The sequence below is a fragment of the Streptomyces sp. NPDC107471 genome (genome assembly GCF_055582845.1).
On sequence record NZ_JBVJPC010000007.1, the window covers coordinates 127,930 to 142,164 of the forward strand.

Sequence of the window (14,235 nt, forward strand, 5' to 3'; positions counted from 1 at the left end):
GTGGACATAAGGAAGTACGCGCGGTGGTCCCCGAGCGTTCGGTTCCGGCCGAGGCTCAAGGGCATGGCCACACACGCGAACGAACCGGCGGTGGACGTTCGAGGACTGCGCAAGCGCTACGGCGACGTGACCGCGGTCGACGGGATCGATCTCGGTATCCGCCGGGGCGAGGTCTTCGGCCTGCTCGGACCCAACGGCGCGGGCAAGAGCACGACCGTGGAGATCCTCCAGGGCAACCGGGACCGGGACGCCGGCGAGGTGCTGGTGCTCGGCGCGGACCCGGCGCACGGCACGCGCGCGTGGCGATCCCGTGTGGGAATCGTCTGGCAGGACGAATCCGCGCCCGCCGAGTTGACGGTCGCGGAGACCGTCCGGCATTTCGCCCGCTACTACCCGCGGCCGCGCGATCCCGAGGAGGTCATCGCCCTGGTGGGCCTGGAGGCCAGGGCCGGCAGCCGGATCAAGGCCCTGTCGGGCGGGCAGCGCCGGCGCCTGGACGTGGCGCTCGGCGTGATCGGCGACCCCGAACTGCTGCTCCTGGACGAGCCGACGACCGGTTTCGACCCGGCGGCCCGGCGGCGGTTCTGGGAGCTGATCCGCAAGCTGTCCGCCGAGGGCACCACGATCCTGCTCACCACGCACTACCTGGAGGAGGCCGAGGCGCTCGCCGACCGGCTGGCCGTCGTCTCGCGGGGCAGGGTGGTCGCCGAGGGCGAGCCGGCCGTGCTGCGGGAACGGCACGGCACCGGTGCCACCGTCGAGTGGACCGGCCCCGACGGCGGCCCGCGCGCGGTGCACACGGACACCCCGACCAGGACGGTCGCCGAGCTGGCGAGTCGCTTCGACGGCGAGATCCCGGGGCTCCGGGTCCGCCGACCCACGCTGGAGGACGTCTATCTCCGGCTCACGGGACAGGAGGACGTGTGATGACCAGGGACACGCACCGGCACGTCGAGGCGCGGCTGCCCGGGGCGTGGGGGCTCGGACTCCGACGGGGCGCCCTGGAGATCAGGCTGTTCTTCCGCCAGCGCGACCACGTGGTGTTCACCTTCGCCTTCCCGGTGGTCCTCCTGTTCCTGTTCGCGTCGATCTTCAGCGACGACGTGGAAGGAGCGGGCATCAAGGCGTCGCAGCTCTACGTGCCCGCGATGATCGCCGCCGGCATCATGTCGACGAGCTTCCAGTCGCTCGGCGTCTCGATCGCCGTGGAGCGGGACGAGAAGGTGCTGCGCCGGCTGCGCGGGACGCCGATGCCCCCGGCGGCGTACTTCCTCGGCAAGATCTGGCTGGTTCTCGTCACCGGCGTCCTGGAGACGGTGATCCTGCTGCTCGTCGGCACCACGCTGTACGACGTCCCGCTGCCCTCGGACGCCGGCAGGTGGTTCGCCCTCGTCTGGATCTTCGTGCTCGGTCTCACGGCGTGCGCGCTGCTCGGCATCGCGATCGGTTCGGTGCCCAGGTCCGGCAAGAGCGCGAGCTCCGTGGTCGTCCTGCCCTTCCTGGTCCTGCAGTTCGTCTCCGGGGTGTACATCGCGATCGACACGATCCCCGGCTGGATGCTGGACATCGGCGCGGTGTTCCCGCTGAAGTGGATGTGCCAGGGGCTGCGCGGGGTGTTCCTGCCGGACTCGGCACAGGTCCTGGAGCCCGCCGGCGGCTGGGAGTTCGGGCGCACCGCCCTGGTGCTGGGGGTGTGGTGCGTCGGAGGATTGCTGCTGTGTCTGCTGACCTTCCGGTGGAAGAACCGGCGCGAGGGATGAGGGGTCCGGCGGACGCCCCGGGCGCGTACTCCTGGGACCGCTCCTTCCGGCTCTGGGACACCTACTTCGCCCTGATCTGGCTGGCCACCCTGGTATTCGTGCTGGGTACGGCCCACCCAGGCCGGTCGGTCCGCGTCACGGCGGCGGCGCTGCTGGTACCGCTGGTCCCGCTGTTCGTACGGGTCGGGCGCCCCCTGCTCCGGCAGGATCCGCCCGACGCGCGCGCGGCCCTCACCTACCTCGGCGCGATGATGGCGCTGTTCCTGCCGTCGGCGGTCCTGGTCGGCGAGACCCGGCTGATGACCTTCGCCCTGGTGCCCCAGTGCTTCATGACCCTGCGGATGCGGTGGGCGCTGACCGCCGTGGCCGTGATCAACCTCGTGCCGGTGCTGGGCTGGGCCCTGGTGTGGTGGCCGGGCGACCGGGACGTCTTCTACAACGGCCTGTTCGCCGTGGTCACCCTGGTCTTCTCGGTCGTCGTCGGCAGCTATGTCGTCCGGATCATCGAGCAGAGCCAGGAACGGGCGGCCCTGATCGCCGAGTTGGACACCAGTCGGCACGAGGTCGCGCGGCTGTCGGCGGCGCACGGGGCGCTGGCCGAGCGGGAGCGGATGGCCCGGGAGATCCACGACACCCTCGCCCAGGGCTTCACCAGCCTGCTGATGCTGGTCCAGGCCGTCGAGGCCGAGCTCGACCACGACGTCCCGCAGGCCCGCCGTCATCTGGCCCTGATGGACGAGACGGCCCGGCTCAACCTCGCCGAGGCACGGGCCCTGGTCGCCGACGGCACCCCCGCCGACCTGGAGGGGGCGACGCTGCCGGACGCCCTGTTCCGGCTGGCGGCCCGGCACTCCGCGAAGCTGGAGGTGACCGGACCGGTCCGGTCACTGCCCGCGGGCCCCGAGGTCGTCGCCCTGCGCACCTGCCAGGAGGCGCTGACGAACTGCCGTAAGCACGCGGGGAGTTCGGCAGCGGTGGGAATCGGCCTGACCTACGCCGACGACGGGCTCACCGTCTGCGTACGGGACGACGGTCACGGCTTCGACCCGGGGGCCGTCCATGACGGCTACGGTCTGGCCGGGCTCCGCGCCCGCGCCGCCGAGGTCGGCGGGACGGTCCGGGTGCACAGCGCGCCCGGCACCGGCACCACGGTCACCGTCCGTCTGCCCGTACCGGCACCGAGGAGTCGTTCATGATCCGGATCGTCCTGGCCGACGACCACCCCGTCGTACGGGAGGGCCTGCGGGCCATGCTGACGGCCGAGCCGGACCTGGAGGTGGTCGCCGACGTCTCCAGCGGACCGCAGGCGGAGGCGCTGGCCGCGGAACTGCGGCCCGACATCGTGCTGATGGACCTGCGGATGCCGGGCGGCTCGGGCGTGGAGTCGATCGTGCGGATGACGAAGGCGGGGCTGCCCTGCCGGGTGATCGTCCTGACGACGTACGACACGGACCGGGACATCCTGCGGGCCGTGGAGGCGGGGGCGGCCGGCTACCTCCTGAAGGACCTGCCCCGCGCCGAACTGGCCCGGTCGGTACGGGCCGCCGCACGCGGCGAGACGGTCCTGGCGCCCACGGTCGCCGCCCGCCTGGTCGACCGACTGCGCACCCGGCCGGAACGGCCCCGGCTCTCGGAGCGGGAGACGGCGGTGCTGCGCCTGGTGGCGGAGGGCTGCACGAACGCGGAGATCGGACGCAGGCTGTTCATCGGCGAGTCGACGGTGAAGACCCATCTCCTGCGCGCCTTCGCCAAGTTGGGCGTCGACGACCGGACGGCCGCGGTGACCTGCGCCATGCGGTTCGGACTGCTGGAGTGAGGGGACACCGGCCCCCTCACTCCGTCGCGCTCAGCCCAGTCGGGACTCCAGCTCCGCCACGATCTCGTTGACCCCGATCGCCGACTGCTCGCCGGACTCCATGTCCTTGAGCTGTACGACACCCTCGGCGAGGTCGCGTTCACCGGCCACGATCGTGTAGCGGGCGCCGCTGCGGTTGGCGTTCTTCATGGCGCCCTTGAGGCCCTTGCCGCCGTAGGAGAAGTCCGCCGCGATGCCCAGCTTGCGCAGTTCGGTGACCTTCGTGAAGAGGATCCGCCGGGCCTCCTCCCCCAGCGGCACCGCGAACACGCTGGTCGCGGAGGGGAGTTCGAGCTCGACGCCCTCCGCCTCCAGGGCGAGGACCGTGCGGTCGACGCCGAGGGCCCAGCCGACGGACGGCAGCGCGGGGCCGCCGATCATCTCCGACAGGCCGTCGTAGCGGCCGCCGCCGCCCACCGCGGACTGGGAGCCCAGACCGTCGTGGACGAACTCGAAGGTCGTACGGGTGTAGTAGTCGAGGCCGCGCACCAGCTTCGGGTCGTCCTCGAAGACCACGCCCGCCGCGGTGATCAGCTCACGGACCTCCTCGTGGTACGCCTTGCAGGCGTCGCAGAGGTAGTCCCGCAGCAGCGGGGCGTCGCCGAGCTGCTTCTGGACCGACTCGCGCTTGTCGTCGAGGACGCGCAGCGGGTTGATGTCCGCCCGGCGCAGGGTGTCCTCGTCGAGGTCCAGGCCGCGCAGGAAGTCCTGGAGCGCGGCCCGGTACACCGGCCGGCACTCCTTGTCGCCCAGGCTGTTGAGCAGGATGCGGAAGTTCCTGAGGCCCAGCGAGCGGTACGCCTGGTCGGCCAGGATGATCAGCTCGGCGTCGAGGGCCGGGTCCTCCGCGCCGATCGCCTCGGCGCCGACCTGCGAGAAGTGCCGGTAACGGCCCTTCTGCGGGCGCTCGTAGCGGTAGTACGAGCCGGAGTACCAGAGCTTGACCGGCAGGTTGCCGGTCTTGTGCAGGTTGGCCTCCAGCGCCGCGCGCAGCACGGAGGCGGTGCCCTCGGGGCGCAGGGCGAGCCGGTCGCCGCCCTTGGTCTCGAAGGCGTACATCTCCTTGGTGACGATGTCGGTCGACTCACCGACACCGCGCGCGAACAGTTCGACGTTCTCGAAGCCGGGCGTCTCGACGTAGCCGTAGCCGGAGGTGCGCAGCGGTGCGGCGATCGCCTCGCGGACGGCCAGGTACGTGGCGCTGTCCGGCGGGATCAGGTCGTACGTGCCCTTGGGGGCCTGAAAGGTGCTCACGAAGTCTCTCGTCACATTCCTCGTCGGGGGGCCTCGGAGGCTCCCTGGCCGGCGGCCACTTCCCGCAGGTACGGGTTGGTGGCGCGCTCCTGGCCGATGGTCGTCTGGGGGCCGTGGCCGGACAGCACCACGGTCGAGTCGTCGAGCGGCAGGCACACGCGGGCCAGCGAGTCGAGCATCTCGGCCATGTCACCGCCGGGCAGGTCGGTGCGTCCGATGGAGCCGGCGAACAGCAGATCCCCGGAGAAGAACACGGACGGGATCTCCGCGGTCTCGGGCATCCGGAAGGTCACCGACCCCTTGGTATGGCCCGGCGCGTGCGCGACGGACAGCTCCAGGCCCGCGAGCTCCAGCTTGGCGCCGTCGGTCAGCTCCTTGACGTCGTCCGGCTCCCCCACGGTGATCTCGCCCATGAGCGGCATCCCGACGGAACGCCCCAGACCCATCGAGGGGTCCTTCATCATGTAGCGGTCCTCGGGGTGGATCCACGCGGGTACCCCGTGCGCCCCGCACACCGGGACGACCGAGGCCACGTGATCGATGTGGCCGTGGGTGAGGACGACGGCGACGGGCCTGAGCCGATGCTTTCTCAGTGCTTCCTCGACGCCTTCGGCGGCCTGGTGGCCGGGGTCGATGATCACGCACTCCTCACCGGCGGCGGGGGCGACGAGATAACAGTTCGTCCCCCAGGCCCCGGCGGGGAACCCGGCAATGAGCACGATCGTCCTCGGTTTGTGTCGGTACGGGCGGTCTTCCGGGCGGCTGCCCCAGTGGTCAGAGCCTACCGGCGCTGCCGATTCCTCAGCGAACCCATATACGGTACGGGGCACACGCAGGCGGCTGCACAGGACGCATGCGTACCGGTCGGCGGACGAGACGCATGAGGAGACAACCCCGTGGTCACCCAGGAACAGCGGAAGCGGCAGCTCGCGCGGGAGAAGTTCTTGCGGCAGCAGCAGCGGCGCACGGCCGCGCGCCGCAAGGCCCGTGTACGCAACTCTGTGATCGCGTCGGTGCTCGGCGTGATCCTGGTGGGCAGCCTGGCGCTCTACACCTCCGGGGTCATGAAGGACGACGACAAGGCCAACGCGAGCGCGGAGGCGACGCCGAGCGCGCAGGCCACCAGCAAGGCGCCGGACCCGTGCGAGAAGGCGGCCGCCGGCAAGGTCAAGACGGAGACCTGGAAGAAGGAGCCGGCGATGTCCATCGACAAGTCGGCCAAGTACACCCTGAACCTCGCGACGACCTGCGGTGAGATCGGCATAGCACTGAAGGCGTCGGCGGCCCCGCACACCGTGAACTCGTTCGACTTCCTCGCGGGCAAGGGCTTCTTCGACCACACCAAGTGCCACCGGCTCACCACCAACGGCATCTACGTCCTGCAGTGCGGCGACCCGACGGGCTCCGGCAGCGGCGGACCGGGCTACACCATCCCGGACGAGAACCTGAAGGACAAGAGCCTCAAGAGCAACGTGTACCCGGCGGGCACCGTGGCCATGGCGAACACCGGCCAGGCGCACACCGGCGGCAGCCAGTTCTTCCTCGTCTACCAGGACAGCCAGCTCCCCCCGAGCTACACCCCGTTCGGCACCATCTCGGAATCCGGTATGAAGGTGCTGAAGAAGATCGCCGCGGCCGGTGAGAGCACCGGAGCGGGCGACGGCGCGCCGAACGCGACCGTCGTGATCAACAAGGCGACCGTCACCAAATCCTGACCGCCAAGTGCGAAATTTCGGTCGCGCGGGATGCGGACAGGCAACCCGCCGGTCGCCTATGTTGGCCGTGACGAAACTGTGGACGATGCCCGGGGGCGAGGAAGCCTCCCGCAGGCATCATGTGGAGGAGGCGCTGTGAGCAGCGACCCGTGGGGCCGCGTCGACGAGACGGGGACCGTGTACGTGCGTACGGCCGACGGCGAGCAGGTCGTCGGTTCCTGGCAGGCCGGCTCCCCCGAGGAAGCCCTGGCCTACTTCGAGCGCAAGTACGAGGGCCTGGTTGTCGAGATCGGCCTCCTCGAGAAGCGAGTCAAGACCACCGACCTGTCGGCGAAGGACGCTCAGGCGGCCATCGACCACATCCGCGAGCAGGTCGACGCGCATCACGCGGTCGGCGACCTGGACGCGCTCAAGGTGCGGTTGGACAAGCTCGTGGCGACCGTCGACAAGCGTCGTGAGGAGCGCAAGCAGCAGCGCGCGAAGCAGTCCGACGAGGCCCGGCACGCCAAGGAGGCGCTGGTCGTCGAGGCGGAGGAGCTGGCCCAGTCCGACCAGTGGCGGGCCGCCGGTGAGCGGCTGCGCGCGCTGGTGGACACCTGGAAGGGTCTGCCGCGCCTGGACCGCAAGTCGGACGACGAGCTGTGGCACCGCTTCTCGCACGCCCGCTCGGCGTTCTCCAAGCGCCGCAAGGCCCACTTCGCGTCGCTGGACGCGCAGCGCGAGGAGGCCCGCAGGACCAAGGAGCGGCTGGTCGGCGAGGCCGAGGCGCTGTCCGGGTCGACGGACTGGGGTCCGACGGCCGCGCGGTACCGCGAGCTGATGGCCGAGTGGAAGGCCGCGGGCCGCGCCCAGCGCGAGCACGAGGACGACCTGTGGAACCGCTTCCGCGGCGCCCAGGACGTGTTCTTCGCCGCCCGCAGCTCGGTCTTCGCCGAGCGGGACGCCGAGCAGACCGAGAACCTCAAGCTGAAGGAGGAGCTGGCCGAGGAGGCCGAGAAGCTCCTGCCGATCGGCGACCTCAAGAGCGCCCGTGCCACCTTCCGTGCGATCAACGAGCGCTGGGAGGCCATCGGCCACGTCCCGCGGGACTCCCGGCCGAAGGTCGAGGGCCGGATGCACGCCGTCGAGCGGGCTCTCCAGGAGGCCGAGGAGACCGAGTGGCGCCGGACCAACCCGGAGGCACGCGCGCGTGCCGCCGGTCTGACCGGCCAGCTCCAGGCCGCCGTGGACAAGCTCAGGGGCCAGATCGAGCAGGCCCGCGCCCAGGGCAACAACGCCAAGGCCGACAAGCTGGAGCGTGAGCTGGAGGGCCGCCAGGCGCTCCTGGACCAGGCGCTCAAGGGCCTGCAGGAGTTCGGCGGCTGACCAGGCCGTACAGCCGAAAGGGCCCCGGTTTTCCCGGGGCCCTTTCGCATGTCCGCTACGACCGGTTCCGCGCCGAGGTCACGCGGTAGACGTCGTACACGCCCTCCACGCCCCTGACCGCCTTCAGGACGTGGCCGAGGTGCTTCGGGTCGCCCATCTCGAAGGTGAAGCGGGAGGTGGCGACGCGGTCGCGGGAGGTCTGGACGGCCGCGGAGAGGATGTTGACGTGCTGGTCGGACAGGACGCGGGTGACGTCGGAGAGGAGCCGGGAGCGGTCCAGGGCCTCGACCTGGATGGCGACCAGGAAGACCGAGGACTGCGTGGGCGCCCACTCCACCTCGAGGATGCGCTCCGGCTCACGGGACAGTGACTCGACGTTGACGCAGTCGCTGCGGTGAACCGATACGCCACTACCCCGGGTGACGAAACCGATGATCGGGTCACCGGGGACGGGGGTGCAGCAGCGGGCCAGCTTGACCCACACGTCCTCGACGCCCTTGACGATCACGCCCGGGTCAGCGCTGGAGCGCCGCTTGCGGCCGCGGCCGCGGCTCGGCGGGACCGACTCGTCGATCTCCTCGGTGGCCGCCTCCTCGCCGCCGAGCGCCTGGACGAGCTTCTGCACGATGTTCTGCGCGGAGACATGGCCCTCGCCGATCGCCGCGTACAGCGCGGAGATGTCGGAGTACCGCATCTCGTGCGCGAGCGTCACGAGGGAGTCGCCGGTGAGGATGCGCTGGATCGGCAGGTTCTGCTTGCGCATCGCGCGGACGATGGCGTCCTTGCCCTGCTCGATCGCCTCGTCGCGGCGCTCCTTGGAGAACCAGGCGCGGATCTTGTTGCGGGCCCTCGGCGACTTGACGAAGTTCAGCCAGTCCCGGGACGGTCCGGCGCCGGGGGCCTTGGACGTGAAGACCTCGACGAGGTCGCCGTTGTCGAGGGTCGACTCCAGCGGTACGAGGCGGCCGTTGACGCGGGCTCCTATGGTGCGGTGGCCCACCTCGGTGTGCACCGCGTACGAGAAGTCCACCGGGGTGGCCCCGGCCGGCAGCGCTATGACGTCGCCCTTGGGGGTGAAGACGAAGACCTCGTTGCGGGAGAGGTCGAAGCGCAGGGACTCCAGGAACTCGCCGGGGTCCTCGGTCTCCTTCTGCCAGTCGAGGAGCTGGCGCAGCCATGCCATGTCGTTGAGGTGGTCGTCCTTGCCGGTGGTCCTCGGCTGGTCGGAGCGGACCTTGGAGGTGCCGGCGACGGCCTCCTGCTTGTACTTCCAGTGCGCGGCGATGCCGTACTCGGCGCGGCGGTGCATGTCGAAGGTGCGGATCTGGAGCTCGACCGGCTTGCCGTTGGGCCCGATGACCGTCGTGTGCAGCGACTGGTACATGTTGAACTTGGGCATCGCGATGTAGTCCTTGAACCGCCCCGGAACCGGGTTCCAGCGGGCGTGGACGGTGCCCAGCGCCGCGTAGCAGTCGCGGACGGTGTCGACGAGGACGCGGATGCCGACCAGGTCGTAGATCTCCGCGAAGTCACGGCCGCGGACGATCATCTTCTGGTAGACGCTGTAGTAGTGCTTCGGGCGGCCGGTGACGGTGGCCTTGATCCGGGCCGCGCGCAGGTCGGACTGCACCTCGTCGGTCACTATGGCCAGGTACTCGTCACGCTTGGGCGCCCGCTCGGCCACCAGTCGTACGATCTCGTCGTACATCTTGGGATAGAGGATCGCGAAGGCGAGGTCCTCCAGCTCCCACTTGATGGTGTTCATGCCGAGGCGGTGGGCGAGCGGAGCGTAGATCTCCAGCGTCTCGCGCGCCTTCTTCTCCTGCTTCTCGCGCTTGAGGTAGCGCATGGTGCGCATGTTGTGCAGGCGGTCGGCGAGCTTGATGACCAGGACGCGCGGGTCCTTGGCCATGGCGACGACCATCTTGCGCACGGTCTCGGCCTGCGCGGCCTCGCCGAACTTGACCTTGTCCAGCTTGGTGACGCCGTCGACGAGCAGGGCGACCGAGTCGCCGAAGTCGCGGCGGAGCTGGTCGAGGCCGTACTCGGTGTCCTCGACGGTGTCGTGCAGCAGCCCGGCCATCAGGGTCGCGGGGTCCATGCCGAGCTCGGCGAGGATCGTCGTCACCGCGAGGGGGTGCGTGATGTACGGGTCGCCGCTCTTGCGCTTCTGGCCGCGGTGCCAGCGCTCGGCGACCTGGTAGGCCTTCTCGATCTGGCGCAGGGTCGCCGTCTCGATCTTCGGGTCGTTGCTGCGCACTATCCGCAGCAGGGGCTCCAGTACCGGGTTGTACGGGTTGGAGCGCTGGACGCCGAGCCGGGCGAGCCGGGCGCGGACGCGGTTGGAGGAGCCGGTGCGGGCGGGCTGGCCCGTGTTCGCGCGGACCGCCGGGGTGGCGGGCTCGGGGGAGGCCGGTTTGGGCCGGGGCGGTTCGGCCGGCTTGTCGACGGGCGCGGACTGGGCGTGCTCGACCGGCCCGCGGGCGTCGTTCGTCGCGGTCTTCGCGTCCGGCGCGAGCTTCGCCGCGGGCGCCGAGGCGGGCTCGGGCTTGGCGGCGGTCAGTGGCTGGGCCTCGTCTGGCAAGAGGACTCCTCGTGCGCGATCCGGGTCCCCCGGTCAGGCTCCGGAGAACCCATGGTAGCGATCCTGCGCCCCGGGATCGCCTGCAGGCCGATGTGAGGGACGTCTACCTCTGGAACACGCGGGACTGCTGTCGGCATTCCGGCGAGTGGAGGAACCGTGAGGGGCGCGGGAAACCACGCGACCAGCCACGACGGCGTGGCAGCCGTCACGGCACCCGGCCCGTTCATGCGAAACGGCCGTCCCGGTGTTCCGGAACGGCCGTTCTCGTACGCACTGCCGGGTCAGACCACGAGCAGGGCCTCCAGCGGAGCACCGGCCAGCGCCGGCTCCAGACGGGCCCGCCCGCCCAGGAAGCCCAGCTCCATCAGGACCGCGAGGCCCGACACCTCGGCACCCGCCCGGCGGATCAGCTCGATCGAGGCCTCGGCCGTGCCGCCGGTCGCCAGGACGTCGTCGACGATGAGGACACGGTCGCCCGCGGACAGGTCCTCCGCGTGCACCTCGATCTCCGCCGAGCCGTACTCCAGGTCGTACGCCTGGCTGAGGGTCGCCCCGGGGAGCTTGCCCGCCTTGCGTACGGGGATGAAGCCGAGTCCCGCGCGGACGGCGACCGGGGCGCCGAGGATGAAGCCCCGAGCCTCCAGACCGACGACCTTGGTGGCACCGGTGTTCGCGGCGATCGCCGCGAGCGCGTCGGTGAGCGCGGTGAACGCCGCCGGGTCCGCCAGGAGCGGGGTGATGTCCTTGAACATCACGCCCGGCTCCGGGTAGTCGGCCACATCGCGGATGCGGCTGAGCAGCAGATCCTCGATGTCGGTCATCGGCGCTTCCCCGAGGGGCGGCCGCGGCCACGGCCCCGGGACGCGGGCTGGGTGCGCGGACCGACGACCGCGTGGGCGGTGTCGTCGTCCGGCTCGTCGTCGGAGACGGGACGGGCGTCGGTCGTCTCCTCCTCCTCGACGGACGCCTGGGCGCGCTTGGCCAGGACCCGCTTCTTGAGGGCCTTCATCGCCGGCTCGCGCTCCTTGAGGTCGGCGACGAGCGGGGTGGCGATGAAGATCGAGGAGTAGGCACCGGCGGCGAGACCCACGAACAGCGACAGCGAGATGTCGTTGAGGGTGCCCGCGCCGAGGAAGCCGCCACCGATGAACAGCAGGCCCGCCACCGGGAGCAGCGCGACCACCGTGGTGTTGATCGAGCGCACCAGGGTGCTGTTGATCGAACGGTTGGCGATGTCGCTGTAGGTCCAGCGGGTCTGCTTGGTGATGTCCTTCGTCTGCTCCTTGAGGGAGTCGAAGACGACCACCGTGTCGTAGAGCGAGTAACCGAGGATGGTCAGCAGACCGATCACCGTGCCCGGCGTGACCTCGAAGCCGACGAGGGCGTAGATGCCGACGGTGATGGTGATGTCGTGGATCAGGGCGACGAGCGCCGCGATGGCCATGCGCCACTCGAAGGCGATCGCCAGGTAGATCACGACGAGGACCATGAAGATCGCCAGACCCTGCCAGGCCTTGTTGGCGATCTGGTCGCCCCAGCTCGGTCCGACCAGGTCGGCGGCGATGGTCTCCGGGTCGACCTTGAAGTCCTTGGCCAGGTCGGTCTTGATCTGGTCGGACTGCTGGGTGTCCATGCCGGCGATCTGGATGCGCAGCGTGCCGTTGCCGAGCTTCTGCACCACGGCGTCGTGGCCGGAGGCCTCCTTGGCGTACTCCTCGGCCTGGGAGACCGAGACGCTGGTCTTCTCGGTGGTGAAGACCGCGCCGCCCTGGAAGTCGATGCCCATGTTGAGGCCGCGTACCGCGAGGCCCACGATCGCCGTGATGGTGATCAGGATCGAGATGCCGTACCAGAGCTTGCGGTGACCGATGAAGTCGTAGCTGATCTCGCCACGGTGCAGTCGGGCGCCGATGTTGCCGAGTTTCGACATGCTCACGCCTCCTTCGTGTGGGCGGGGGCGGGGCGGCGGGTGCGGCGCAGCGGCGGCTTGGCACCCAGGCTCTTCGGGTCGAGGCCGGACCACTTGCTGCCGCTCGCGAAGAACTTGCGGCGGGCCAGCAGCGTCATGAGCGGCTTGGTGAAGAAGAAGACCACGACGACGTCGAGCACGGTGGTCAGACCGAGCGTGAACGCGAAGCCCTGGACCTTGCCGACCGTCACGATGAACAGCACCGCGGCGGCGAGGAACGACACGAAGTCGGAGACCAGGATGGTGCGCCGGGCACGCGGCCAGGCCCGCTCGACGGCGGGGCGCAGCGAGCGGCCCTCGCGGATCTCGTCCCGGATGCGCTCGAAGTACACGATGAACGAGTCCGCGGTGATACCGATCGCGACGATGGCACCGCACACGGCCGGCAGGTTCAGCGCGAAGCCGATCGTCGGGCCGAGCAGCGACATGATCACGTAGGTGAGGATGCCGGAGACGAGGAGCGAGGCCATCGCGACGAGCGACAGGCCCCGGTAGTACGCCACCAGGTAGATCACGACCAGCAGGAGGCCGATGGCACCGGCGAGGAGGCCGGCGTGGAGCTGGTCACCGCCGAGCGCCGCGGTCACGGTGGTCACGCTCTGCTCCTGGAAGGAGAGCGGGAGCGCGCCGTACGACAGCATGTTGGCGAGGTTCTGGGCCTCCTCCTGCGTGAAGCTGCCGGAGATCTGGGCGTTGCCGCCGGTGATCGAGGAGCTGACGTAGGGGCTGGAGACGACCTCGCCGTCCAGGACGATGCCGAACTCGTTCTGCGGCTGGGCGTTCTTCGCGAGCTGGCCCGTGATGTCCGCGAACTTCTTGGCGCCCTTGCTGTTGAAGGTCATGGTGACCTGCCAGCCGGCGGCGGTCTGGGTGTCGAAGACCGCCTGGGCCTTCTTGACCTCGGTGCCGTCGACGGCGGCCGGACCGAGCAGGTACTTGTACCAGACGCCGGAGATCTCGCCGCAGCCGACGGTGGTCTCGCCCGGCTTGGCGCCCTCGCCCGCGGTGGTGCGCTGGGCCTTCTTGGAGCAGTCCAGGGCGGCGTACTGGGCCTGGAGCTTGGCATCGCCGGAGGAGGTGCCGGTGCCGCCGCTGGCGGAGGCCGACGGGGAGGCGGAGCTCGACGCGCTCGCGGACGCCGACGGGGTGGAGTCGGCCTTCAGCGCGTCGGTGACGGCGCGGCCCTGCGAGGTCGCGGTGGCCGACGGGGAGGACGACGAGGTCGCCTTCTCGCCCGTGGAGCCGGACTTGCTCGCGGAGGGGCTCGGAGAGGCGGTCGAGGAGCCGCCGGCCGACGGGGTGGGCGAGGTGGCCGCGGCGCTGCCGGTGGCCTCCTGGGCCAGGACCGGACGGAAGTACAGCTTGGCGGTGGTGCCGACCTGGTCGCGGGCCTCCTTGGAGTTGGTGCCCTTGGGGATGTTCACGATGATGTTGCGATCACCCTGGGTCTGCACCTCCGCCTCGGAGACGCCCAGGCCGTTGACACGGCGGTTCATGATGTCGACCGCGGTGTCCATGTTGGCCTTGTTGATCGCGGACCCCTGGTCGGCCTTGGCCTCCAGCGTGATGCTGGTGCCTCCGGCAAGGTCGATGCCGAGGCGCGGGGTGGTGTGTCCGGAGAGGAACATTCCACCGGTGAGCGCCACGATGGCGATCAGGATCAGGGCCAGCGCGCGCCCTGGCTTGCTCTGGGCACTCGCGCTCCGGCCCCTTTTAGGTGCTGCCACCTTCTC

The 14,235-nt window shown here is 70.3% G+C and carries 12 protein-coding genes; 6 read left to right on the top strand and 6 right to left on the bottom strand.

The genetic code is table 11. The features are described 5' to 3' along the window. Positions 1-63 precede the first annotated feature (63 nt). The 4 genes from ACZ66S_RS24070 to ACZ66S_RS24085 are packed head-to-tail and all read left to right on the top strand — an operon-like array spanning position 64 to position 3,576. Positions 64-927 carry an ABC transporter ATP-binding protein gene (locus ACZ66S_RS24070; protein ID WP_469903587.1) on the top strand — a complete coding sequence of 288 codons (864 nt, stop codon included), beginning with the start codon at positions 64-66 and terminating at the stop codon, positions 925-927. Next, positions 927-1,760, top strand: coding sequence for an ABC transporter permease (locus tag ACZ66S_RS24075; RefSeq protein WP_469903588.1), 834 nt, complete (start codon positions 927-929; stop codon positions 1,758-1,760). Before ACZ66S_RS24070 ends, ACZ66S_RS24075 begins: the two co-directional genes overlap by 1 nt. Next, positions 1,757-2,956: a sensor histidine kinase gene (locus ACZ66S_RS24080; protein WP_469903589.1), complete on the top strand. Its 1,200-nt coding sequence runs from the start codon at positions 1,757-1,759 to the stop codon at positions 2,954-2,956. The genes ACZ66S_RS24075 and ACZ66S_RS24080 overlap by 4 nt, the downstream gene beginning before the upstream one ends. Next, complete coding sequence (locus tag ACZ66S_RS24085) at positions 2,953-3,576, top strand: response regulator (RefSeq protein ID WP_469903590.1); 624 nt, start codon at positions 2,953-2,955, stop codon at positions 3,574-3,576. Before ACZ66S_RS24080 ends, ACZ66S_RS24085 begins: the two co-directional genes overlap by 4 nt. 30 nt (positions 3,577-3,606) lie before the next feature. Here ACZ66S_RS24085 and hisS read toward each other — a convergent pair whose 3' ends face one another. Together hisS and ACZ66S_RS24095 are read right to left on the bottom strand one after the other, a co-directional pair. Next, positions 3,607-4,869: a histidine--tRNA ligase gene (gene hisS / locus ACZ66S_RS24090; protein ID WP_469903591.1), complete on the bottom strand. Its 1,263-nt coding sequence runs from the start codon at positions 4,867-4,869 to the stop codon at positions 3,607-3,609. Between the two features lie 11 nt (positions 4,870-4,880). Continuing rightward, positions 4,881-5,588: an MBL fold metallo-hydrolase gene (locus tag ACZ66S_RS24095; RefSeq protein ID WP_469903592.1), complete on the bottom strand. Its 708-nt coding sequence runs from the start codon at positions 5,586-5,588 to the stop codon at positions 4,881-4,883. A 177-nt stretch (positions 5,589-5,765) separates the two neighbouring features. On the opposite strand from ACZ66S_RS24095, the gene ACZ66S_RS24100 reads away from it, so the two are divergent. Together ACZ66S_RS24100 and ACZ66S_RS24105 are read left to right on the top strand one after the other, a co-directional pair. Beyond that, positions 5,766-6,584, top strand: a complete 819-nt coding sequence (locus ACZ66S_RS24100) for a peptidylprolyl isomerase (RefSeq protein WP_469903593.1) — start codon at positions 5,766-5,768, stop codon at positions 6,582-6,584. Between the two features lie 135 nt (positions 6,585-6,719). Next, complete coding sequence (locus ACZ66S_RS24105) at positions 6,720-7,949, top strand: DUF349 domain-containing protein (protein ID WP_469903594.1); 1,230 nt, start codon at positions 6,720-6,722, stop codon at positions 7,947-7,949. A 55-nt stretch (positions 7,950-8,004) separates the two neighbouring features. Here ACZ66S_RS24105 and ACZ66S_RS24110 read toward each other — a convergent pair whose 3' ends face one another. The 4 genes from ACZ66S_RS24110 to secD all read right to left on the bottom strand — a co-directional run bounded on the left by ACZ66S_RS24110 (position 8,005) and on the right by secD (position 14,229). Continuing rightward, positions 8,005-10,533, bottom strand: coding sequence for a RelA/SpoT family protein (locus ACZ66S_RS24110; RefSeq protein ID WP_469903595.1), 2,529 nt, complete (start codon positions 10,531-10,533; stop codon positions 8,005-8,007). 281 nt (positions 10,534-10,814) lie between these two features. After that, on the bottom strand, positions 10,815-11,354 hold the full coding sequence (locus tag ACZ66S_RS24115) for an adenine phosphoribosyltransferase (protein ID WP_469903596.1): 540 nt from the start codon (positions 11,352-11,354) through the stop codon (positions 10,815-10,817). Continuing rightward, positions 11,351-12,463 (bottom strand): protein translocase subunit SecF, encoded by a 1,113-nt coding sequence (secF, locus tag ACZ66S_RS24120; RefSeq protein WP_469903597.1) that lies wholly within the window; start codon positions 12,461-12,463, stop codon positions 11,351-11,353. Before secF ends, ACZ66S_RS24115 begins: the two co-directional genes overlap by 4 nt. Positions 12,464-12,465: 2 nt before the next feature. Next, the gene (gene secD / locus ACZ66S_RS24125; RefSeq protein WP_469903598.1) at positions 12,466-14,229 is read right to left on the bottom strand and encodes a protein translocase subunit SecD; all 1,764 of its coding nucleotides are present in this window, start codon (positions 14,227-14,229) and stop codon (positions 12,466-12,468) included. Positions 14,230-14,235: the final 6 nt, after the last annotated feature.